This window comes from Streptomyces sp. NPDC002669, from assembly GCF_042889165.1.
Taxonomy (GTDB): Bacteria; Actinomycetota; Actinomycetes; order Streptomycetales; family Streptomycetaceae; genus Streptomyces.
The window spans coordinates 204,638-227,060 of record NZ_JBIAQQ010000012.1 but is presented as its reverse complement, the minus strand read 5'-3'; the positions used below and the strand labels follow the sequence as shown (position 1 = coordinate 227,060).

Annotated in this window: 15 protein-coding genes; 11 read left to right on the top strand and 4 right to left on the bottom strand. The window is 70.6% G+C overall.

All coding sequences use genetic code 11. The annotated features are described in order from the left end of the window. The first annotated feature begins 140 nt into the window (after positions 1-140). The 7 genes from mtnA (at position 141) to ACFYW1_RS20185 (ending at position 8,619) form a co-directional block, all read left to right on the top strand. The gene (mtnA, locus tag ACFYW1_RS20215) at positions 141-1,289 is read left to right on the top strand and encodes an S-methyl-5-thioribose-1-phosphate isomerase (RefSeq protein WP_388994530.1); all 1,149 of its coding nucleotides are present in this window, start codon (positions 141-143) and stop codon (positions 1,287-1,289) included. A gap of 4 nt (positions 1,290-1,293) precedes the next feature. Continuing rightward, entirely contained in the window at positions 1,294-1,983 is a 690-nt protein-coding gene (gene mtrA / locus ACFYW1_RS20210; protein WP_187438793.1) for a two-component system response regulator MtrA, read from the top strand. Between the two features lies 1 nt (position 1,984). Then, positions 1,985-3,991, top strand: a complete 2,007-nt coding sequence (mtrB, locus tag ACFYW1_RS20205; protein WP_388994527.1) for an MtrAB system histidine kinase MtrB — start codon at positions 1,985-1,987, stop codon at positions 3,989-3,991. A 99-nt stretch (positions 3,992-4,090) separates the two neighbouring features. Continuing rightward, positions 4,091-5,860 (top strand): LpqB family beta-propeller domain-containing protein, encoded by a 1,770-nt coding sequence (locus ACFYW1_RS20200; protein WP_388994591.1) that lies wholly within the window; start codon positions 4,091-4,093, stop codon positions 5,858-5,860. Positions 5,861-5,929: 69 nt separating this feature from the next. Continuing rightward, positions 5,930-6,670 carry a ComF family protein gene (locus ACFYW1_RS20195; RefSeq protein WP_388994525.1) on the top strand — a complete coding sequence of 247 codons (741 nt, stop codon included), beginning with the start codon at positions 5,930-5,932 and terminating at the stop codon, positions 6,668-6,670. Between the two features lie 321 nt (positions 6,671-6,991). After that, positions 6,992-7,681, top strand: coding sequence for a ribosome hibernation-promoting factor, HPF/YfiA family (gene hpf / locus ACFYW1_RS20190; protein ID WP_388994522.1), 690 nt, complete (start codon positions 6,992-6,994; stop codon positions 7,679-7,681). 185 nt (positions 7,682-7,866) lie between these two features. Further along, entirely contained in the window at positions 7,867-8,619 is a 753-nt protein-coding gene (locus tag ACFYW1_RS20185) for a response regulator transcription factor (protein WP_148838266.1), read from the top strand. Positions 8,620-8,798: 179 nt separating this feature from the next. Here ACFYW1_RS20185 and ACFYW1_RS20180 read toward each other — a convergent pair whose 3' ends face one another. Then, complete coding sequence (locus ACFYW1_RS20180) at positions 8,799-9,974, bottom strand: winged helix-turn-helix domain-containing protein (RefSeq protein ID WP_388994518.1); 1,176 nt, start codon at positions 9,972-9,974, stop codon at positions 8,799-8,801. A 78-nt stretch (positions 9,975-10,052) separates the two neighbouring features. After that, positions 10,053-10,625 carry a GNAT family N-acetyltransferase gene (locus tag ACFYW1_RS20175; protein ID WP_388994515.1) on the bottom strand — a complete coding sequence of 191 codons (573 nt, stop codon included), beginning with the start codon at positions 10,623-10,625 and terminating at the stop codon, positions 10,053-10,055. A gap of 238 nt (positions 10,626-10,863) precedes the next feature. On the opposite strand from ACFYW1_RS20175, the gene secA reads away from it, so the two are divergent. Then, complete coding sequence (gene secA / locus ACFYW1_RS20170; RefSeq protein ID WP_388994512.1) at positions 10,864-13,680, top strand: preprotein translocase subunit SecA; 2,817 nt, start codon at positions 10,864-10,866, stop codon at positions 13,678-13,680. A 676-nt stretch (positions 13,681-14,356) separates the two neighbouring features. Here secA and ACFYW1_RS20165 read toward each other — a convergent pair. After that, the gene (locus ACFYW1_RS20165; RefSeq protein ID WP_388994509.1) at positions 14,357-14,785 is read right to left on the bottom strand and encodes an Rv3235 family protein; all 429 of its coding nucleotides are present in this window, start codon (positions 14,783-14,785) and stop codon (positions 14,357-14,359) included. Positions 14,786-15,076: 291 nt separating this feature from the next. Here ACFYW1_RS20165 and ACFYW1_RS20160 point away from each other — a divergent pair, with 291 nt between their 5' ends. Both ACFYW1_RS20160 and ACFYW1_RS20155 read left to right on the top strand, forming a co-directional pair. Beyond that, positions 15,077-15,583, top strand: coding sequence for a DUF6912 family protein (locus ACFYW1_RS20160; protein ID WP_388994506.1), 507 nt, complete (start codon positions 15,077-15,079; stop codon positions 15,581-15,583). A 122-nt stretch (positions 15,584-15,705) separates the two neighbouring features. After that, positions 15,706-16,377, top strand: a complete 672-nt coding sequence (locus tag ACFYW1_RS20155) for an HAD family hydrolase (protein WP_388994503.1) — start codon at positions 15,706-15,708, stop codon at positions 16,375-16,377. 64 nt (positions 16,378-16,441) lie between these two features. Here the strand turns inward: ACFYW1_RS20155 and ACFYW1_RS20150 are convergent, their stop codons facing one another. Next, positions 16,442-17,011 carry a DJ-1/PfpI family protein gene (locus ACFYW1_RS20150; protein WP_388994500.1) on the bottom strand — a complete coding sequence of 190 codons (570 nt, stop codon included), beginning with the start codon at positions 17,009-17,011 and terminating at the stop codon, positions 16,442-16,444. Between the two features lie 393 nt (positions 17,012-17,404). Here ACFYW1_RS20150 and ACFYW1_RS20145 point away from each other — a divergent pair, with 393 nt between their 5' ends. Then, positions 17,405-22,414 (top strand): NAD-glutamate dehydrogenase, encoded by a 5,010-nt coding sequence (locus ACFYW1_RS20145; RefSeq protein WP_388994497.1) that lies wholly within the window; start codon positions 17,405-17,407, stop codon positions 22,412-22,414. Positions 22,415-22,423: the final 9 nt, after the last annotated feature.

The following is a 22,423-nucleotide window of genomic DNA, read 5'->3' as shown; positions in this document are numbered from 1 at the left end:
TCTCGCTCCTTCACGGTCCTGACCGCTCATCGGGGCAGCAGGTTGGCAGCCATCGTGCCACGCGACGCCCTGCCGTGGACCGGGCGCTCCATCTCCTTCGTACCTTCATCCTCAGGGGCCTCACCGGGCAGACTGGGCGAATGGCTGATCAGGACGAGCAATCGGCGGCGGGCACCGAGTCCCCCGCACCTTCCGTACTCCGCTGGGCCGAGCCTCCGGAAGGACCTGCGCTGGTGCTCCTCGACCAGACCCGTCTGCCGGCGGAGGAGGTCGAGCTGGGCTGCACCGATGTGCCCGAGCTGGTGCGGGCGATCCGGACGCTGGCGGTGCGCGGCGCCCCGCTGCTGGGCATCGCGGGGGCCTACGGGGTCGCGCTCGCGGCCGCGCGGGGCGACGACGTCGCGCGGGCCGCGGAGCTGCTGGGGCGGGCGCGCCCCACCGCGGTGAACCTCGGGTACGGGGTGCGGAGGGCCGCCGGGGCGTACCGCAGGGCCGTCGAGAAGGGCGCGGACCGGGAGCGGGCCGCGGCGGCGGTGCTGGCCGAGGCCAGGGCGCTGCACCGGGAGGACGCCGAGGCCAGCGGGCGCATGGCCCGGTACGGCCTCGCCCTGCTGGACGAGCTGCTGCCAGGCGGGGACGGGCACCGGCTGCTGACGCACTGCAACACGGGGGCGCTCGTATCGGGCGGTGAGGGCACCGCCTTCGCCGTGGCGCTCGGGGCGCACCGGCAGGGGCGGCTGAGGCGGCTGTGGGTGGACGAGACGCGTCCGCTGCTGCAGGGGGCCAGACTGACCGCGTACGAGGCGGCGCGCAACGGCATGCCGTACGACCTGCTCACGGACAATGCCGCGGGTTCGCTGTTCGCCGCGGGGGAGGTGGACGCCGTGCTCATCGGGGCGGACCGCATCGCCGCGGACGGGTCGGTGGCGAACAAGGTGGGGAGCTATCCGCTGGCGGTCCTCGCCAAGTACCACCACGTGCCGTTCATCGTGGTGGCACCGACCACGACCGTCGACCTGCACACCCCGGACGGTGCGTCGATCGTCGTGGAGCAGCGGGCGGCGAGCGAAGTGACGGAGTTCACATTGCCGGGGACGCGAGGGGCGGACGGGAACGTCGGCGGAGTGCCCGTGGCGCCGGTGGGAACCCCTGCGTACAACCCCGCGTTCGACGTCACACCGCCGGAACTGGTCACGGCGATCGTCACGGAGGAGGGCGCCGTTTCCCCCGTGACGGGGGCCGGACTGGCGGAGCTGTGTGCCAGATCATCGCAGGTAACGATTAGCTAATGGGATGATGTCGATTATGAAGGGACGCGTCCTTGTCGTCGACGACGACACCGCACTGGCCGAGATGCTCGGGATTGTGCTGCGTGGTGAAGGGTTCGAGCCGTCGTTCGTAGCGGACGGCGACAAGGCACTTGCTGCATTTCGTGAGGCCAAGCCGGACCTGGTCCTGCTGGATCTCATGCTGCCCGGTAGGGACGGCATCGAGGTCTGCAGACTGATCAGGGCCGAGTCGGGTGTGCCGATCGTCATGCTCACGGCCAAGAGCGACACGGTCGATGTGGTGGTGGGCCTGGAGTCCGGGGCCGACGACTACATCGTCAAGCCGTTCAAGCCCAAGGAACTGGTCGCCCGGATCAGGGCGCGCCTGCGCAGGTCCGAGGAGCCTGCACCCGAGCAGCTCGCCATCGGTGACCTGGTCATCGACGTGGCGGGGCACTCGGTGAAGCGGGAGGGGCAGTCGATCGCCCTCACCCCGCTGGAGTTCGACCTGCTGGTCGCGCTCGCGCGCAAGCCGTGGCAGGTCTTCACCCGCGAGGTGCTGCTGGAGCAGGTGTGGGGATACCGCCACGCCGCCGACACCCGGCTGGTGAACGTGCACGTCCAGCGGCTGCGCTCCAAGGTCGAGAAGGACCCGGAGCGGCCGGAGATCGTGGTGACCGTCCGAGGGGTCGGCTACAAGGCCGGACCGAGCTGACATGACCCTGGGTAACGCTGCTCCGCAGCCCGGGGAGCCGGGAGCCCGTGCGGAGCGGGTTGCCGGCCCAGGAAACAAGGCGTCCCAGGTCGGACGCCTTCTGCAGGGCGGCCGGTTGTTCCACGACCGGGCGCCCGGCGGCCCCGTGCCGCGCCTGCTGATGCGCTGGGTGCGCCGTCCGCTGCTGCCCGTCATGCGGCTGTGGCGGCGCAACATCCAGCTGCGGGTGGTCGCGGGCACGCTGCTCATGTCGCTGGGCGTGGTGCTGCTCCTCGGCCTGGTCGTGATCGGGCAGGTGCGCAACGGCCTGCTCGAAGCCAAGGGCAAGGCCGCCCAGACCCAGGCCGCCGGCGGTTTCGCCGCGGCCCAGGAGAAGGCGAACGCCCCGCTCACCCCCGGCGGCCAGGGCGGCGGTACGGCGGACGGCAACACGGCCAACAACTCCTGGCGGACCGAGCTCGTCGACCAGCTCGCCAGCGGCGGGAAGAACGCCTTCCACGTGGTCGCGCTCAGCGCCGACGAGGACACCCGGGCGCCGCGCGGATCGGGGAGCGTGAACGCGGCGAGCATCCCGCAGAAACTGCGGGACTCCGTGAACAAGGGCCAGGGGGCGTTCCAGACGTACTCCCTGATCGAGTACGAGTCCGGCGAGCAGGAACCGCAGCCCGGCCTCATCATGGGCAAGCGGCTCTACGACATCGACCACAACCCGTACCAGCTCTACTACCTCTTCCCGCTCGCGCAGGAGGAGAAGTCGCTGACGCTGGTCAAGAGCACGCTGGCGACGGCGGGCCTGTTCGTGGTCGTACTGCTCGGGGCCATCGCCTGGTTCGTGGTGCGGCAGGTCGTCACGCCCGTGCGGATGGCGGCGGGTATCGCCGAGCGGCTCTCCGCGGGCCGGCTCCAGGAACGGATGAAGGTCACCGGCGAGGACGACATCGCCCGGCTCGGCGAGGCCTTCAACAAGATGGCGCAGAACCTCCAGCTGAAGATCCAGCAGCTGGAGGAGCTCTCCCGGATGCAGCGGCGCTTCGTCTCCGACGTCTCCCACGAACTGCGGACCCCGCTGACGACGGTACGGATGGCCGCCGATGTCATCCACGAGGCCCGGGTCGACTTCGACCCCGTGACGGCGCGCTCCGCGGAACTGCTCGGGGACCAGCTCGACCGGTTCGAGTCGCTGCTCTCCGACCTCCTGGAGATCAGCCGGTTCGACGCGGGCGCCGCGGCGCTGGAGGCCGAGCCGATAGACCTGCGTCAGGTGGTGCAGCGGGTGATCGGCGGGGCCGAGCCGCTGGCCGAGCGCAAGGGCACCCGGATCCGGGTGGTCGGCGACGAGCAGCCGGTGATAGCGGAGGCCGACGCGCGCCGGGTCGAGCGGGTGCTGCGCAACCTCGTGGTCAACGCCGTCGAGCACGGCGAGGGACGGGACGTCGTGGTGCGGATGGGGGCCGCCGGGGGAGCGGTCGCCGTGGCCGTCCGGGACTACGGGGTCGGGCTCAAGCCCGGCGAGGCGACCCGGGTGTTCAACCGGTTCTGGCGGGCCGACCCGGCCCGGGCCCGTACGACCGGCGGCACCGGCCTCGGGCTCTCCATCGCGGTGGAGGATGCCCGGCTGCACGGTGGCTGGCTGCAGGCGTGGGGCGAGCCCGGCGGCGGTTCGCAGTTCCGGCTGACGCTGCCGCGCACGGCGGACGAACCGCTGCGCGGCTCGCCGATACCGCTGGAACCCGAGGACTCCCGGCGCAACCGGGAGAACACCGGCCGGAACGGGGCCGGGGCGCAGGACGGGCACCGGCTGACGGCCGTGCCGGCCCAGCCCGGGAGCGGCGACCGGCCGGCTCTGTCCGTGCCGCCGAGGACTCCCGCGACGCCGCGGACGTCACCCGCCTCGGTGCATCCGGCGGCCCTTCCCGGCAGCGGCGCACGGGTGGTCGCGCGCCCCGCCGAGGGCCGGCCGGGCGGCGAATTGGACACGGTGGTGCAGGATCCGGAGCAAGGGGCATGAATCGTGGGCGCTGACCGTCGCAGGGACGGCCGTGGGCGTGTGCCGGGACTGCTCGTGCTGCTCGGATGCGGCGCGGTGCTGCTGTCCGCGTGCAGTTCGATGCCCGTCACCGGGGACGTCAAGGCCGTCGACGCCTCGCAGCCGGGCGACTCCCAGGTGCAGGTGTACGCCGTCGCGCCGCGTGACAACGCCACCACCGACGAAGTGGTCGACGGCTTCCTGGAGTCGATGACCAGCGACGACTCGGAGTTCAGGACGACCCGCAAGTACCTGACGAAGAGGGCGGCCAAGAACTGGGATCCGGGCGCGTTCACCACCGTGCTCACCAAGGCGCCGAATCGGAAGGACCGTCCCGTCCGTGACGGCGACCACAACATCACCGAGGTGACCTACACGCTGACCGGCAAGAGGGTGGCGACGGTCGACGCCCAGAGCGTCTACCAGCCGCTGGCCCCCGCCGACTACAGCCAGACCCTGCACGTGGTGAAGGAGGACGGCCCGGAGGGCAAGGAGTGGCGGATCGACCGCGTGCCGGACGGGCTCCTGCTCGGGCAGTCGGACTTCAAGCGCCTCTTCCGGTCCGTCAACAAGTACTACTTCGCGGCGGAACGGAAGACGGTGCCGTCGACCCTGGTGGCCGACCCCGTCTACCTCCGCAGCCGGATGGATCCCATCACGGGGATGGACACCGTGACCCAGTCCGTCCGCAGCCTGCTCGCGGGGCCGACCAACTGGCTGCGGCCCGTGGTCGAATCCCGGTTCCCCCGGGGCACGGAGCTGAAGAAGGGCGTCACCTCCCTGGCGCCCGACGACCGCAACGTACTGAAGGTGCCGCTGAACAAGAAGGCGGACGGGGTCGGGCAGCGGTCCTGCCGCATGATGGCCTCACAGGTCCTCTACACCCTGCGGGACCTGACGTCGGCTCGGGTCGAGCAGGTCGAGCTGCAGCGCTCGGACGGCTCCACGCTGTGCGCGCTCGGGACCGACCAGGCGGAGGAGTTCGCCCCCGACGGTTCGTCGAGTGGTCCGGACAGCCAGTACTTCGTCGACGACAAGGGGCATGTGGAACGGATCCCCGGCAGCACCAAGGGCAGTGGCACCCCGGAGGCCGTGGCCGGTCCGCTCGGCAACGGCCCGATGCCGATGAGCGTGATCGGTGTGGCCCGGGACGAGCAGTCGGCGGCGGCGGTCTCGCGCGACGGATCGGCGCTCTACGTCACGTCCATCATCTCGGACGAGGAACTCCCCGCCCCCTCGGTGACCAGCAGGGCCCACAGCCTCAAGAACCGTCTGTCGGCGCCGAGCTGGGACGGCAGCGGCGACCTCTGGGTGGCCGACCGGGACCCCGACAACCCCCGGCTGCTGCTGCTGGACGGGGGCACCGGCAAGCCCCAGGAGGTCGCCGTGCCCGACCTGGACGGCGGCCGGATCGAGGCACTGCGGATGTCCGCGGACGGGGTGCGGATCGCCCTGCTCGTGACCCAGGACGGCCACAACACCCTGAAGATCGGCCGGATCGAGCGGCGCGGACCGGCGACCGGGAAGCAGGTGTCGGTGGTGCAGCTGCGCCAGGCCGCACCCCAGCTGACGGACGTGACCGCGATGTCGTGGTCGGGCCGCAGCCGGCTCGTGGTGGTCGGCAAGGAGGAGGGCGGCGTGCAGCAGGTGCGCTACGTCCAGGCGGACGGTTCGACGTCCGCGTCGGGCGCCCTGCCCGGCGTGAACCAGGTCTCGTCGGTCGCGGCGGCGGACGACGAGCAGCTTCCGCTGATGGCGGCCACGTCGAGCGACGGGATCGTGAAGCTGTCGCCCGGAGACAACTGGCAGACGGTGGTCAAGAAGGGTTCCTCACTGGTCTACCCGGGCTGAGGTCCGCAAGCCTCCTCCGCGTTTTCCACAGGGGTGGCCGACTTCCCGCCCGGAAGGCACAGTGGAGTCATGCGGGGGTGGTGGCGGGAGATCTCCGGGCTGATCCTCCCGGTGTCCTGCGGTGGCTGCGGCAGGCCGCGCGCGGAGCTGTGCGAGGAGTGCCGTGCGGAACTCCTCGGCGGGGCCCCGCGCCGGGTGAGGCCCGTTCCGGAGCCCGCGGGCCTGCCGGTGGTGCATGCGGCGGCGGCGTACGAGAGAGCGGTGCGGGCGGTGCTCCTGGCCCACAAGGAGCGGGGCGCGCTGGGACTGGCCGGTGTGCTCGGCAAGGCGTTGGCGGGTGCCGTACGGGCCGGGGCGGGACGGGCGGACGGTGACGGCCCGTTGCTGCTGGTGCCCGTGCCCTCGGCGCGGCGGGCGGTGGCCGCGCGGGGGCATGACCCGACGCGCCGGATCGCGCTGGCCGCGGCGGGGGAGCTGAGACGCGGCGGCACCGGCGCACGGGTGGCCGCGGTGCTGCGCCAGCGGCGTCCGGTGGCCGATCAGGCGGGGCTGGGGGCCCGGCAGCGGCAGGCGAATCTGGCGGGGGCCCTGGAGGTCGTGGCCGGGGGCGAACGGCTGCTCGGGGCCGGAAGGGTGGTGCTGGTGGACGACCTTCTGACGACCGGGGCCTCGCTCGCCGAGGCGGCGCGGGCGATCGGCGCGGTGACCGGTGCCGCGGGCGGGCGCGCGACAGCCGTTTTCGGCGCCGGGCAGGCGGCTGTTGTCGCAGTATCTCCCGCGGCCTTCGAAATAAACCGGAACTCTCGGTGAACTTGCATCGTTGCAGGTAGTGAGTGAGTAAAAAACCCGGAACGGAGGTACGCGCGAGTAGCGGGTGCCGACAACCGGCAGAGCAGGCTATGTTCGGTTGTGAGGAATGGTGAATGCCGGACCTCGACGAATGCACCACCAGGTTTCGGGCAGGTAACTCACCAGTAGCCCAAGGCTGGGAATTCGGTGGGGTGGAGTCCCCGCCGTCGGGGGAGGAGGAGGTGGAAGTCACCGAGTCCGCGGCTCCGGTCGTCACCGGGGCCTGGTGCAAAAGGGAGATGCTCCGCCACTGAGCGGGGTTTTCCGGGAACGGAGTTCTGCGTGGACATCGTCGTCAAGGGCCGCAAGACCGAGGTGCCCGAGCGGTTCCGCAAGCACGTGGCCGAGAAGCTGAAGCTGGACAAGATCCAGAAGTTCGACGGCAAGGTGATCAGCCTCGACGTCGAGGTGTCCAAGGAGCCGAACCCCCGTCAGGCCGACCGTTCCGACCGGGTGGAGATCACGCTCCGCTCGCGCGGCCCGGTCATCCGGGCGGAAGCGGCCGCAGGCGACCCGTACGCAGCGCTGGACCTGGCCACCGGCAAGCTGGAGGCGCGGCTGCGCAAGCAGCACGACAAGCGCTACAGCCGCCGTGGCAACGGCCGCATTCCCGCTGCCGAGGTCGCCGAGAACGTGCCGGACGCGGCGTCGTTCAACGGCGAGGGCGACCTGATCGCCAGTGAGACGACCGAGTCCGTGCCCACCACCAGGTTCGGCTCGCTCGAGGTCCAGGGCGAGGGCCCGCTGGTGATGCGCGAGAAGACGCACGTCGCCGCACCGATGTCGCTCGATCAGGCGCTCTACGAAATGGAGTTGGTCGGGCACGACTTCTACCTGTTCGTCGACTCCGAGACCAAGGAACCCAGTGTCGTCTACCGGCGGCACGCCTATGACTACGGTGTCATCCATCTGAGGACCGACCCGCTGGCCGCCGACGAGGCCGGTGGCGCGGGCGGCGCGCTCGGCGGCTGACGCCACGCTTTCGCGGTGCCCCTGGAACGTCTGTGCGCTCCCAGGGGCACCGGTGCGCGGTCACAGGATCGCCGCTCCGACGTCCAGGCATGGAATCATGGCGTCCCAGGCCAACCGGTGCTCTGCGCACTGCCGTTGGCGGACTGCTTGTGAACTTCAGGCCATGGCCTTCAGGGGGAGGAACGATGGCGGACGCCTTCGGGCCCGTGCGTGACGCGAATGACGCCGACGACATCGCGAGGGCCTGCGGCCCGGACGCGGACAACGGTTTCCGCAAGGAGCCGATCCGGGTCCTCGTGGTGGACGACCACGCGCTCTTCCGCAGAGGCCTGGAGATCGTCCTCGCCCAGGAGGAGGACATCCAGGTCGTCGGCGAGGCCGGAGACGGGTCGGAAGCAGTCGACAAGGCCGCCGACCTGCTGCCCGACATCGTGCTGATGGACGTGCGGATGCCCAAGCGCGGCGGGATCGAGGCCTGCACGGCGATCAAGGAGGTGGCCCCGAGCGCGAAGATCATCATGCTGACGATCAGTGACGAGGAGGCCGACCTCTACGACGCGATCAAGGCCGGCGCCACCGGCTACCTCCTCAAGGAGATCTCCACGGACGAGGTGGCCACGGCGATTCGCGCGGTCGCCGACGGGCAGTCCCAGATCAGCCCCTCCATGGCGTCCAAACTGCTCACCGAGTTCAAGTCGATGATCCAGAAGACCGACGAACGCAGACTGGTTCCCGCGCCCCGGCTCACCGACCGGGAGCTCGAAGTCCTCAAACTCGTCGCCACGGGCATGAACAACCGCGATATCGCGAAGGAACTGTTCATTTCCGAGAACACCGTGAAGAACCACGTCCGCAACATTCTGGAGAAGCTCCAGCTGCACTCCAGGATGGAAGCCGTCGTCTACGCCATGCGGGAGAAGATCCTGGAGATCAGGTGACCCGTCCGCGGAGGGACGGGTCACGACGACGGGACCGGACGGAACTGCGCCGGGCCAAGGGTCGGGCACCGGCAGGAAGCACTACCGGCAAGGGGCAGCACCGGAAAGAAGCGCTGCTGGAAAGAAGCAGTGCCGGAAAGAGGTGAAGCACCGGGCAAGGAGCGGGGAGACGGTCGCGCTCACACCAGGGCGCGGGCGATTTCCCGGGTGAGCGGTTCCCGCAGTTCCGGCGCGTCGACCCGCTCCAGCCGGACGTCCGTGCAGCCGACCCAGGACGCGGCCTCCACCAGCGCCTCGGCCATCGGCACCACGGCCTTCCCGCTCTCCAGGGACACCTGCCGGGCGACCAGCGTGCTGCCCTCGCGCGCCGGGTCCACCCGGCCCTGCAGCCGTCCGCCCGCCAGCAGCGGCATCGCGAAGTAACCGTGGACCCGCTTGGGCTTGGGGACGTACGCCTCCAGGCGGTGGGTGAAACCGAAGATCCGCTCGGTGCGCGCCCGCTCCCAGATCAACGAGTCGAACGGCGACAACAGGGTCGTACGGTGCCGGCCGCGCGGCTCCGAGGCCAGCGCCGCCGGGTCCGCCCAGGCGGGCTTCGCCCAGCCCTGCACCGTCACCGGCACCAGACCGGAGTCCGCCACCACCGCGTCGAACTGCTCGCCCTTCAGCCGGTGGTAGTCCGCGATGTCCGCCCGGGTGCCCACCCCCAGGGACCGCCCCGCCAGCGCGACCAGCCGCCGCAGGCACTCCTTGTCGTCCAGGTCGTCGTGGAGCACGGCATCGGGCAGGGCCCGCTCGGCGAGGTCGTACACCCGCTTCCAGCCGCGCCGCTCGGTGCACACCACCTCGCCGTACATCAGGGCGCGCTCCACGGCGACCTTCGACCCCGACCAGTCCCACCACTCGCCGCCGTTCTTCGCGCCGCCCAGCTCCGTCGCCGTCAGCGGACCCTCGGCGCGCAACTGCTTGATCACCGTCTCGTACACGCCGTCCGGCAGGTCGTGGTGCCACTGCGGGCGCGAGCGGTAGGCGCGGCGACGGAACGCGAAGTGCGGCCACTCCTCGACCGGCAGGATGCACGCCGCGTGCGACCAGTACTCGAAGGCACGGCCGCCCGACCAGTACGCCTCCTCGATCGTGCGCCGGCCGACCGCACCGAGGCGGGCGTACGGAATCAGCTCGTGCGACCGGGCGAGCACCGAGATCGTGTCGAGCTGCACGGCGCCGAGATGCCGCAGCAGCCCCGGAATTCCGGCCCTGCGGTCCGGAGCGCCCAGGAAGCCCTGGGCGCGCAGGGCGATCCTGCGCGCCTGGTCGGCGGAGAGTTCGGCGGCGGGAGGCGGCACAGAGGTCATGCCCCGCACCCTAGAGGCAGGCACTGACAGTCGGTCCCGGTTCCGCCGGAACCGGGACCGGCCGACGGGGCCACTCGTTCAGGGGACGGGCAGATAGGGGTGGGTGCCCGGCAGACCGAGGTCGGAGGGGAGCAGCGCCCCCACCCAGGCATCGCGCCGCACCCCCTTGTTGAACAGCCCCGAACGCTGCTCGCCCTCCATCCGGAACCCCGCCCGCAGAGCCACGGCGCGCGAGGCGGTGTTGCCGACCTCGGCCCGCCACTCCAGCCGGTCGCAGCCCAGCTCCGTGAACGCCCAGCGGGCGGCGGCCAGCACCGCTTCCGTCGTGTGGCCGCGCCCCCGGTGCGCGGCAGCGGACCAGAACCCCACCTCGTACAGGCCCGGAAGGGCGCGGCGGGTGACGCCGAGCGCGCCCACCAGGGCCCCGCCGGTGCGCAGGACCACCGCGAAGTTGTACGCGGAGCCGTCGCGCCAGCCCTCGGGACACAGCTTCTCGGCGAAGAGCTCGGCGTCGGCGCGGCTGTAGGGGGAGGGCACGACCGTCCAGCGCCTGATGTCCGGATCCTGGCAGGCCGCGTGGATTTCGTCGACGTCCCCGCCGGTGAAGGGACGCAGCGACAGACGGTCGGTGGTGAGGGTGATCGGGTCCATGCACGGATTCTGGTGAGGCACCGGTCGAGAGGCGAACACTTTTCGTACTTCCCGGCACCTTCGGAGCCCCCCGGCCGTTGAGCCATGAGGGACGGTGGGGCCAACGCGGCGGCAGCCCTCCCGGCGCGGCCGGGTCCTCGCTTACGATGGCCGTTGCGGTGGGGCCCACCTGCCGTGCCCGCGCCAGAGTCCACACACGACCCAGTGCCAGGCCCGACCGGCAAGGAGACCAGCCTCAGTGTCCGTCTTCAACAAGCTCATGCGTGCAGGCGAAGGCAAGATCCTGCGCAAACTGCACCGCATCGCGGACCAGGTCAGCTCCATCGAAGAGGACTTCGTCAACCTCTCCGACGCCGAGCTGCGGGCGCTCACCGACGAGTACAAGGAACGGTACGCGGACGGCGAGAGCCTGGACGACCTGCTCCCCGAAGCATTCGCGACCGTCCGTGAGGCCGCCAAGCGAGTCCTCGGACAGCGCCACTACGACGTCCAGATGATGGGCGGCGCAGCCCTGCACCTCGGCTACGTGGCCGAGATGAAGACCGGCGAGGGCAAGACCCTGGTCGGCACCCTGCCGGCGTATCTCAACGCGCTCTCCGGCAAGGGCGTGCACCTGATCACGGTCAATGACTACCTGGCCGAGCGCGACTCCGAACTGACGGGGCGGGTCCACAAGTTCCTGGGCCTGACCGTCGGCTGCATCATCGCCAACATGACGCCGGCCCAGCGCCGTGAGCAGTACGCCTGCGACATCACGTACGGCACGAACAACGAGTTCGGCTTCGACTACCTCCGCGACAACATGGCGTGGTCCGCGGACGAGCTCGTCCAGCGCGGCCACAACTTCGCCGTGGTCGACGAGGTCGACTCGATCCTCGTCGACGAGGCCCGTACGCCGCTGATCATCTCCGGCCCGGCCGACCAGGCCACCAAGTGGTACGGCGACTTCGCCAAGCTGGTCACCCGCCTCACCAAGGGCGAGGCGGGCAACCCGCTCAAGGGCATCGAGGAGACCGGCGACTACGAGGTCGACGAGAAGAAGCGGACCGTCGCCATCCACGAGCCCGGCGTCTCGAAGGTCGAGGACTGGCTCGGCATCGAGAACCTCTACGAGTCGGTGAACACCCCTCTCGTCGGGTACCTCAACAACGCCATCAAGGCCAAGGAACTCTTCAAGAAGGACAAGGACTACGTCGTCATCGACGGCGAAGTCATGATCGTCGACGAGCACACCGGCCGTATCCTCGCCGGCCGCCGCTACAACGAGGGCATGCACCAGGCGATCGAGGCGAAGGAAGGGGTGGACATCAAGGACGAGAACCAGACCCTCGCCACGATCACCCTGCAGAACTTCTTCCGCCTCTACGACAAGCTCTCCGGCATGACCGGTACGGCGATGACCGAGGCCGCCGAGTTCCACCAGATCTACAAGCTCGGCGTGGTGCCGATCCCGACCAACCGGCCGATGGTCCGCGCCGACCAGTCGGACCTGATCTACCGCACCGAGGTCGCGAAGTTCGCCGCGGTCGTCGACGACATCGTCGAGAAGCACGAGAAGGGCCAGCCGATCCTGGTCGGCACCACCTCGGTCGAGAAGTCCGAGTACCTCTCGCAGCAGCTCTCCAAGCGCGGTGTCCAGCACGAGGTGCTCAACGCCAAGCAGCACGACCGGGAGGCGACGATCGTCGCCCAGGCGGGCCGCAAGGGCGCGGTCACGGTCGCGACGAACATGGCCGGCCGAGGCACCGACATCAAGCTCGGCGGCAACCCCGACGACCTCGCCGAGGCGGAGCTGCGCCAGCGCGGCCTCGACCCCGTCGAGCACGTCGAGGAGTGGGCGGCCGCGCTGCCCGCCGCGCTGGAGAAGGCCGAGCAGGCCGTGAAGGCGGAGTTCGAAGAGGTCAAGGAGCTCGGCGGCCTCTACGTCCTCGGTACCGAGCGGCACGAGTCGCGGCGCATCGACAACCAGCTGCGCGGTCGTTCCGGCCGTCAGGGCGACCCGGGCGAGTCCCGCTTCTACCTGTCGCTCGGCGACGACCTGATGCGGCTGTTCAAGGCGCAGATGGTCGAGCGGGTCATGTCGATGGCCAACGTGCCGGACGACGTGCCGATCGAGAACAAGATGGTGACGCGGGCGATCGCGTCGGCCCAGTCGCAGGTCGAGCAGCAGAACTTCGAGACGCGCAAGAACGTCCTGAAGTACGACGAGGTGCTCAACCGGCAGCGCGAGGTCATCTACGGCGAGCGCCGCCGCGTCCTGGAGGGCGAGGATCTGCAGGACCAGATCCGCCACTTCATGGACGACACGATCGACGACTACATCCGTCAGGAGACCGCCGAGGGCTTCGCCGAGGAATGGGACCTGGACCGGCTGTGGAGCGCGTTCAAGCAGCTCTACCCGGTGAAGGTCACCATCGAGGAGCTCGAGGACGCGGCCGGTGACCGGGCCGGGATCACGGCCGAGTTCATCGGCGAGTCGATCAAGGACGACATCCACGAGCAGTACGACGCGCGCGAGAAGCAGCTCGGCTCGGACATCATGCGTGAGCTGGAGCGGCGTGTGGTGCTGTCCGTCCTCGACCGCAAGTGGCGTGAGCACCTCTACGAGATGGACTACCTCCAGGAGGGCATCGGCCTGCGGGCCATGGCGCAGAAGGACCCGCTGGTCGAGTACCAGCGCGAGGGCTTCGACATGTTCAACGCCATGATGGAGGGCATCAAGGAGGAGTCCGTCGGCTACCTGTTCAACCTGGAGGTCCAGGTCGAGCAGCAGGTCGAGGAGGTTCCGGTGCAGGACGAGGCCGAGCGGACCTCGCTCGTCAAGGAGGACGCCGTACCGGCGGCGCGTCCGGAGATCCGGGCCAAGGGGCTCGACGCTCCGCAGCGTCCCGACCGGCTGCACTTCTCCGCCCCCACGGTGGACGGGGAGGGCGGCGTCGTCGAGGGCGACTTCTCCAGCGGCAGCGGCACGACCGGGTCCGAGTCGGACGGGCTGACCCGGGCGGAGCGGCGCAAGGCGCAGAAGAACGGCGGGGGCCGGCGCCGCAAGAAGTAGTGAGGTGAGGTGAGGAAGGGTCGGGGCGCCGGTTCCGCCGATGTTGTCGGTGGGACGGTGGTCGGTCCGGGGCCGGGGTCGGGCGCGTGAGGGTGGCGTCCGGCCCCGGCCTGTTTTGGGTTCGCTGTGGCTGTGGCTGTGGCTGTGGCTGTGGCTGTGGCTGTGGCGGGTGGCGAGGGCGGGGGCGGGGCGCGTTGTGCGGGGTGGCCGCTGCGCGGGGCTGTCCCCTACCCGCCCCTTCCCGTAACCGGGGCTCCGCCCCGGGCCCCGCTCCTCAATCGCCGGAGGGGCTGGATTCGCCCCGTCCCTCGAACGCGGAGAGGGGTGGATTGCACCCCGCTCCTCAATCGCCGGAGGGGCTGAGTTTCGCCCCGCTCCTCGAACGCGGAGGGGGCTGTTTCGCCCCGCCTGCCGAGGGCGGAGAGGGGCGGATTGCGCCCCGTCCCTCAATCGCCGGGGGGAAAGAGCGGGAGCGAGTCGGGTCGGCCGCTCGGAGTGGGGCTCCGGGGCGTCCTGGGTGGGGTCTGTGGGGCGTTGGAGCTCCTTTCCGGGTGGGGACGGGGCCTCGGCCCCGTTGTGTCCGTCTCGTCGCTTTCTGGTGCTCCTCCTCCGTTCCTCTGCTCCTGCGTTCCTCCGTTCCGGTTCCTGTCCCGGTGGTTCCGGCCCTCCCCGGAGGTCAGTGGGGCAGGGGGGTCTGGAGGCGTTCGCCGCCCAGTTCCACCGCTGCGCAGCGCCAGCGGAGGTCGGTGCCCTGTTCCAGGCGGAAGGCCATCGCCCGTACCTGTTCGCCCGCCGCGATGCTCGCGCATGCCTCCACCACGCCGGGCGCCGGCTGGGCGCCGTGGCACATGCGGATCACGGGGCGGGCGCCGCGGCTCCTGAGCGGGGTGCGCGGGGCCAGCTCGGCCAGCTGGTCGTACGCCTCGCCGATGGTGTGGCCGAGCATCCAGTGCACCGGACGTTGACCGCTGAGCACCGCGAGGAGGCGTTCGGCGAACCAGTGGTGGGGGCGCACGCGCCGGGGAACCCTCGTGCGCTGGGGTGGTACGGAGTGGGGCCCGCGCCGGTCGTGGCGTCCGGCGGGCCGGGTCCTGTTCGTGCTCATCGTTCATCGCCCCCGTGCTTCAGAGTCCCGGTTACATACCGGGCGGTAACTTCTGATGGGGATCTTCTACGGCGGCCGGGAACGGGCCGCAAGCGGTGGCGGGGCTCACGGAGCGGCCGGGGCGAATCACCTATCCGGGTGACGCGGACGTCGGTGGGCGGGGTGTGCGGCGGGCGGCGGGAGGGTGAGGGGCGGTCGCCGGGTGGACGGACCGGAGTCGGCGCAGGTGACCCCAAAGGGGGACGTCGCACGTATCCTGAGGGCGTTTCCGACTACGAAAGCGGCCCAGCCATGCGCGTGTACGTCCCCCTGACCCTCTCCGGTCTCGCAGCGGCGCACAAGGCGGGCGAGATCGGTCCCGGCCCGCTGACCGCGTACGCGGTGACGCCCGGACTGCGCGAGTGGTACGTCTCCGACGACATCGAGGAACTGGAGTACGCGGCGCTCAACCGGGCCGCCTCCGCCTCCCTGCGCATGATCGCCCGGGACCCCGGCGAGGTGTGCCGACGGGTCGTCGTCGCCGTCGACGTACCGGACGGCGCGGCCGTCGCCGATCCGGACCGCAGCCTCGACTCGTCCTCGCTCGGCGAGGTGCGGATCGCGTCCTCCGTGGCACTCGCCAGGGCCGCCGCCGTGCACGTCGACTCGGACGACGCGCGGGAGGACGTCACGGCCGCCGTCACGGCGCTGGGGGCCGCGGATCTCGGTGACGACGACGCGCAGTTCACCGTGGACGGCGCCGAGGACCACGAGCTGCTGTGGTTCGGCATCCAGGAGATCCCGAACCTGCTCGGCTGAGGGGCGGCCCGGGGGCCCGCCCGGACGCGACGGAGGGAAACCGGCCGGAGAGACCGGCCGGAGGCGTCCGGGGGAGCGGTTTCTCGAACGGGCTGTCGGACCTGGCGGGTACTTTCTTACGCATGGGGACGCATGGGAAGCACCGTACGCATCTGGTCTGGGACTGGAACGGCACACTGCTCGACGACAACGTCGCGGTCGTCGGCGCGACGAACGCCGCGTTCGGCGAGATCGGACTGGAACCGATCACGCTGGAGCAGTACCGGGAGATGTACTGCGTCCCGATACCCCGCTTCTACGAACGGCTGATGGGCCGGCTGCCCACGGAGGCCGAGTGGGAGCGGATGGACGGCGTGTTCCACCGGCACTACACCGAGCGGCGGGCCGCCTGCGGGCTCACCGAGGGGGCCGAGGAGCTCCTCGCGCAGTGGCGGCTGGCCGGACGCAGCCAGTCGCTGCTGAGCATGTACGGGCACGACGAGCTGGTCCCCGTGGTGCGGGGCTACGGCATCGAGCCGCATTTCGTACGGGTCGACGGGCGCACCGGGCCGTCCGGCGGCAGCAAGGCGCGGTACATGGAACGGCACCTGGCCGCGCTGGACGGGATATCCCCGCAGTACACGGTGGTCATCGGTGACGCGGTGGACGACGCCGTGGCCGCGGCCCACGTCGGCGCGAAGGCCGTGCTCTACACCGGCGGGTCGCACAGCAGGGCCAGTCTGGAGGCCGCCGGGGTGCCGGTGGTGGACAGCCTGGCCGAGGCCGCGCACCTCGCCGAGCAGCTGACCGGGTGACACACCTCACGCACGGGGCCCGGGCGGGCGCCGCGCCGGCCGGCTGAAGCACCGGGCCGGGAGGTCAGGCGTCGACCGGGGCCTTCTCGCGGAGGATCTTCAGGAACTCGCGCATCCACGCCGAGTGGTCCGGCCAGGCCCGGGCGGAGACCAGCGCGCCGTCGACCACCACCTCGTGGTCCTCGAAGGTGGCGCCCGCCGCCTGCATGTCCAGCTCCAGCGCGGGGTACGCCGTGACGTGCCGGCCGGTCAGCGCGCCGATCGCCGCGGTCATCAGCGGTCCGTGGCAGATCTGGGCCACGGGCCGGTCCGAGTCGAAGAACGCCTTGAGGATCTTGCGCAGCTCCGCGTCGTTGCGCAGGTACTCGGGGGCCCGGCCGCCCGGGATCACCAGGGCCGCGTAGTCCCCGGCGTCGACCTCGGAGAAGGCCAGGTCGGCGGGCCAGGTGTAGCCGGGCTTCTCGGTATAGGTGTCGAACCCGGGCACGAAGTCGTGGACCACGAAGCGCAGCGTCTTGCGGCTGGGAGCCGCGACGTGGACGTCGTACCCCTCCTCGCGCAGTCGCTGGTACGGGTAGAGGACCTCCAGGGACTCGGCGGCGTCGCCGGTGACGATCAGGATCTTCGGTGCCATGGTGGGGCTCCCACGGTTCGTCGGCCTGTTCGTTACCAGAGTGCGGCAATACGGACAGGCGCGCTGTCCAAGGTGTCAAATTCAGCGCCGTTTTTTGGACATATACAACTCATGACGACGAAGGGTCCGGGCGAGATAGCCTGGACCCCGTGATCAGCGCGATACGCCTCGGGGGCAGTGGAGCCCCCGGCCCGCACCCGGAGTGGCACACCCTCCGGGCCGTCGCCGATCCGCACCGCCCGGACCGACTCCCCGAAGGGGCCGAAACGGTCCCGGGCATCTCTCACAGCGGCAGAGCGGTAGCGTCGACCCGGACCGGAAGATCCGGGTCGTGGTGCTATGCCGCCTATTCCACCTACGTCACGCAACGGCGCGCGACAGGAGCCAGAGGACATGCAGACCAAGCTGGACGAAGCCAAGGCCGAGCTGCTCGCACGAGCCGCGAGGGTAGCTGACAACAGCCCGGGCGGTGGTGTCGGCGGGCCGGGCGGTACCTCCCGGGTCCGTGTCGCGGGCACCGGGGACGAGCAGGAACGTCCCGGGCAGGACGTACTCCTCTCCTATCTCCAGCGCTACTACCTGCACACCGCTCCCGAGGACATCACGGGCCGCGACCCCGTGGACGTCTTCGGGGCCGCCTCCTCCCACTACCGACTGGCCGAAACGCGCCCGCAGGGCACGGCCAACGTCCGGGTGCACACCCCGACCGTCGAGGAGAACGGCTGGACGTGCAGCCACACCGTCGTCGAGGTGGTCACCGACGACATGCCGTTCCTGGTCGACTCCGTCACCAACGAGCTGTCCCGGCAGGGGCGCGGCATCCACGTCGTGATCCACCCGCAGGTCGTCGTGCGCCGGGACGTCACCGGCCGGCTCATCGAGGTCCTCACCGAGGGCAACGGCCTCCAGGCGGGCCCGCAGGGCGGCAAGAGCGCAAAGGGCGGCACGAAGGACGGCAAGGCCGAGCTGCCGCACGACGCGCTCGTCGAGTCCTGGATCCACGTCGAGATCGACCGCGAGACCGACCGCGCCGACCTCCAGCAGATCACCGCCGACCTGCTGCGCGTCCTGTCCGACGTGCGGGAGACCGTCGAGGACTGGGAGAAGATGCGCGAGGCCGCGCTGCGCATCGCCGACGACCTGCCCGGCGAACCGCTCGACGACCTCGCCGACGAAGAGGTCAACGAGGCCAGGGAACTGCTGCGCTGGCTCGCCGCCGACCACTTCACCTTCCTCGGCTACCGCGAGTACGAGCTGAAGGACGGCGACTCGCTGGCCGCCGTCGCCGGCACCGGCCTCGGCATCCTGCGCTCCGACCCGCACCACAGCGTCGACGAGGCGCACCCGGTCAGCCCCTCCTTCGACCGGCTGCCCGCCGACGCCCGCGCCAAGGCCCGGGAGCGCAAGCTCCTCATCCTCACCAAGGCCAACAGCCGGTCGACCGTGCACCGCCCCAGCTACCTCGACTACGTCGGCGTGAAGAAGTTCGACGAGGCCGGCAACGTCATCGGCGAGCGCCGCTTCCTCGGCCTGTTCTCCTCCGCCGCCTACACCGAGTCCGTGCGCCGGGTGCCCGTCATCCGCCGCAAGGTCGCCGAGGTGCTGGAGGGCGCGGGCTTCTCGCCCAACAGCCACGACGGCCGCGACCTGCTCCAGATCCTGGAGACGTACCCGCGCGACGAGCTCTTCCAGACGCCCGTCGACCAGCTGCGCTCCGTGGTCACCTCCGTCCTCTACCTCCAGGAGCGCCGCCGGCTGCGGCTCTACCTGCGCCAGGACGAGTACGGGCGCTACTACTCCGCGATCGTCTACCTGCCGCGCGACCGCTACACCACCGGTGTGCGCCTGCGCCTGATCGACATCCTCAAGGAGGAACTGGGCGGCATCAGCGTCGACTTCACCGCCTGGAACACCGAGTCGATCCTCTCCCGGCTGCACTTCGTCGTCCGGGTCGCCCCCGGTACCGAACTGCCCGACCTCACCGACGCCGAGGCCGACCGCATCGAGGCCCGGCTCGTCGAGGCCGCCCGCTCCTGGGCGGACGGCTTCCAGGAGGCGCTGGGCGCCGAGTGCGGCGAGGAACGGGCCGCCGAACTGCTGCGCCAGTACGGCCACTCCTTCCCCGAGGGCTACAAGGCCGACCACACGCCGCGCGCCGCCGTGGCCGACCTGGTCCACCTCGAAGCGCTCAAGAAGGACGAGAAGGACTTCGCCCTCAGCCTGTACGAGCCGGTCGGCGCCGCCCCCGGCGAGCGCCGCTTCAAGATCTACCGGACCGGCGAGCAGGTCTCCCTGTCCGCCGTGCTCCCGGCCCTCCAGCGGCTCGGCGTCGAGGTCGTCGACGAGCGCCCGTACGAGCTGCGCTGCGCGGACCGTACGCACGCCTGGATCTACGACTTCGGGCTCCGGATGCCGCAGACCGGCGGCAACTACCTCGCCGACGACGCCCGCGACCGCTTCCAGGACGCCTTCGCCGCCGTGTGGACCGGGGAGGCCGAGAACGACGGCTTCAACTCGCTGGTCCTGGGCGCCGGGCTGACCTGGCGCCAGGCGATGGTGCTGCGTGCCTACGCCAAGTACCTGCGCCAGGCCGGATCGACGTTCAGCCAGGACTACATGGAGAGCACTCTCCGCAACAACGTCCACACCACCCGGCTGCTGGTCTCGCTCTTCGAGGCCCGGATGTCCCCGGAGCGGCAGAGCGCCGGCACCGAGCTGACCGACGGCCTCCTGGAGGAGCTGGACGGGGCCCTGGACCAGGTCGCCTCGCTCGACGAGGACCGCATCCTGCGCTCCTTCCTCACCGTCATCAAGGCCACCCTGCGCACCAACTTCTTCCAGATGGCCGACAGCGGCAAGCCGCACGGCTACGTCTCGATGAAGTTCGACCCGCAGTCCATCCCGGACCTGCCCGCGCCCCGGCCGGCCTTCGAGATCTGGGTCTACTCGCCGCGCGTCGAGGGCGTCCACCTGCGCTTCGGCAAGGTCGCCCGAGGCGGTCTGCGCTGGTCGGACCGGCGCGAGGACTTCCGCACGGAGATCCTCGGCCTGGTCAAGGCGCAGATGGTCAAGAACACCGTCATCGTGCCCGTCGGCGCCAAGGGCGGCTTCGTCGCCAAGCAGCTCCCGGACCCGGCCGTCGACCGCGACGCCTGGATGGCCGAGGGCATCGCCTCGTACCGCACCTTCATCTCGGCGCTGCTCGACATCACCGACAACATGGTGGCCGGCGAGGTCGTACCGCCCAAGGACGTCGTCCGGCACGACGAGGACGACACCTACCTGGTCGTCGCCGCCGACAAGGGCACCGCGAGCTTCTCCGACATCGCCAACGAGGTCGCCGTCGCGTACGGCTTCTGGCTCGGCGACGCCTTCGCCTCCGGCGGCTCCGCCGGTTACGACCACAAGGGCATGGGCATCACCGCCCGCGGCGCCTGGGAGTCCGTCAAGCGGCACTTCCGCGAGCTGGGCCACGACACCCAGACCCAGGACTTCACCGTCGTCGGCGTCGGCGACATGTCCGGTGACGTGTTCGGCAACGGCATGCTGCTCTCCGAGCACATCCGGCTCGTCGCCGCCTTCGACCACCGGCACATCTTCCTCGACCCGACCCCGGACGCCGCCACCTCCTACGCCGAGCGGCGTCGCCTGTTCGAGCTGCCGCGCAGCTCCTGGGCCGACTACGACAAGGAACTGCTCTCCGCGGGCGGCGGCGTCCACCCGCGCAGCGCCAAGTCCATCCCGATCAACGCGCACATCCGCGAGGCGCTCGGCATCGAGCCGGGAGTCACCAAGATGACGCCCGCCGACCTGATGCAGACCATCCTCAAGTCCCCCGTGGACCTGGTGTGGAACGGCGGCATCGGCACGTACATCAAGTCCTCCGCCGAGTCGAACGCGGACGTCGGCGACAAGGCCAACGACGCGATCCGGGTCAACGGCGAGGACCTGCGGGCCAAGGTCGTCGGCGAGGGCGGCAACCTCGGTGCCACCCAGCTCGGCCGGATCGAGTTCGCCCGCACCGGCGGCCGGATCAACACCGACGCGATCGACAACAGCGCCGGCGTGGACACCTCCGACCACGAGGTGAACATCAAGATCCTGCTCAACGGCCTGGTCCGGGACGGCGACATGACCGTCAAGCAGCGCAACAAGCTGCTCGCCGAGATGACCGACGAGATCGGCCGCCTGGTCCTGCGCAACAACTACGCGCAGAACGTGGCGCTCGCCAACGCCACGGCCCAGTCGTCCTCCCTGCTCCACGCCCACCAGCGCTTCATGCGCCGGCTGGGCCGTGACGGCGACCTCGACCGCGGTCTGGAGTTCCTGCCCAACGACCGGCAGATCCGCGAGCTGCTCAACTCCGGCAAGGGGCTCACCCAGCCCGAACTCGCCGTGCTGCTCGCCTACACGAAGATCACCGCCGCCCGGGAGCTGATCCGCACCAGCCTGCCGGACGACCCGCACCTGCAGACGCTGCTGCACGCCTACTTCCCGCACCAGCTGCGCGAGCGGTTCCCCGAGGCGGTCGACGGGCACGCGCTGCGCCGCGAGATCATCACCACCGTCCTGGTCAACGACACGGTGAACAGCGGTGGTTCGACCTTCCTGCACCGGCTGCGGGAGGAGACCGGCGCCTCGATCGAGGAGATCGTGCGGGCGCAGTTCGCGGCCCGTGAGATCTTCGGCCTCGGCCAGGTGTGGGACGCCGTGGAGGCGCTCGACAACGAGGTCGCCGCCGATGTCCAGACCCAGGTCCGGCTGCACTCGCGCCGGCTCGTCGAGCGCGGTTCCCGCTGGCTGCTCGGCAACCGGCCGCAGCCGCTGGAGATCGCCGAGACGGTCGACTTCTTCAAGGCCGGGGTCGAGCAGGTCTGGGCCGAGCTGCCCAAGATGCTGAAGGGCACCGACCTGGAGTGGTACCAGTCGATCCTGGACGAGCTCACCGAGGCGGGCGTCCCGGGCGAGCTGGCCCAGCGGGTTGCCGGATTCTCCTCCGCCTTCCCGGCGCTGGACATCGTGGCGATCGCGGAGCGCACCGGCAAGGAACCGCTCGCCGTCGCCGAGGTGTACTACGACCTCGCCGACCGGCTGGGCATCACCCGGCTGATGGACCGGATCATCGAGCTGCCGCGGGCCGACCGCTGGCAGTCCATGGCCCGCGCCTCCATCCGCGAGGACCTGTACGCGGCGCACGCCGCGCTCACCGCGGACGTGCTGTCGGTGGGCAACGGGAGCTCGACGCCGGAGGAGCGGTTCCAGGCATGGGAGGAGAAGAACGCGGCGATCCTCACGCGTTCGCGCTCCACGCTCGACGAGATCCAGGGCTCGGACGCCTTCGACCTGGCGAACCTGTCGGTGGCCATGCGGACGATGCGGACCCTGCTGCGCACGCACGCGTGACGCCCGAGG

Coding starts and splice junctions, on each gene's coding strand:
- mtnA (WP_388994530.1), top strand. CDS start 141: ATGGCTGATCAGGACGAGCAATCGGCGGCGGGCACCGAGTCCCCCGCA.
- mtrA (WP_187438793.1), top strand. CDS start 1,294: ATGATGTCGATTATGAAGGGACGCGTCCTTGTCGTCGACGACGACACC.
- mtrB (WP_388994527.1), top strand. CDS start 1,985: ATGACCCTGGGTAACGCTGCTCCGCAGCCCGGGGAGCCGGGAGCCCGT.
- ACFYW1_RS20200 (WP_388994591.1), top strand. CDS start 4,091: ATGCCCGTCACCGGGGACGTCAAGGCCGTCGACGCCTCGCAGCCGGGC.
- ACFYW1_RS20195 (WP_388994525.1), top strand. CDS start 5,930: ATGCGGGGGTGGTGGCGGGAGATCTCCGGGCTGATCCTCCCGGTGTCC.
- ACFYW1_RS20185 (WP_148838266.1), top strand. CDS start 7,867: ATGGCGGACGCCTTCGGGCCCGTGCGTGACGCGAATGACGCCGACGAC.
- ACFYW1_RS20180 (WP_388994518.1), bottom strand. CDS start 9,974: ATGACCTCTGTGCCGCCTCCCGCCGCCGAACTCTCCGCCGACCAGGCG.
- ACFYW1_RS20175 (WP_388994515.1), bottom strand. CDS start 10,625: ATGGACCCGATCACCCTCACCACCGACCGTCTGTCGCTGCGTCCCTTC.
- ACFYW1_RS20165 (WP_388994509.1), bottom strand. CDS start 14,785: ATGAGCACGAACAGGACCCGGCCCGCCGGACGCCACGACCGGCGCGGG.
- ACFYW1_RS20160 (WP_388994506.1), top strand. CDS start 15,077: ATGCGCGTGTACGTCCCCCTGACCCTCTCCGGTCTCGCAGCGGCGCAC.
- ACFYW1_RS20155 (WP_388994503.1), top strand. CDS start 15,706: ATGGGGACGCATGGGAAGCACCGTACGCATCTGGTCTGGGACTGGAAC.
- ACFYW1_RS20150 (WP_388994500.1), bottom strand. CDS start 17,011: ATGGCACCGAAGATCCTGATCGTCACCGGCGACGCCGCCGAGTCCCTG.
- ACFYW1_RS20145 (WP_388994497.1), top strand. CDS start 17,405: ATGCAGACCAAGCTGGACGAAGCCAAGGCCGAGCTGCTCGCACGAGCC.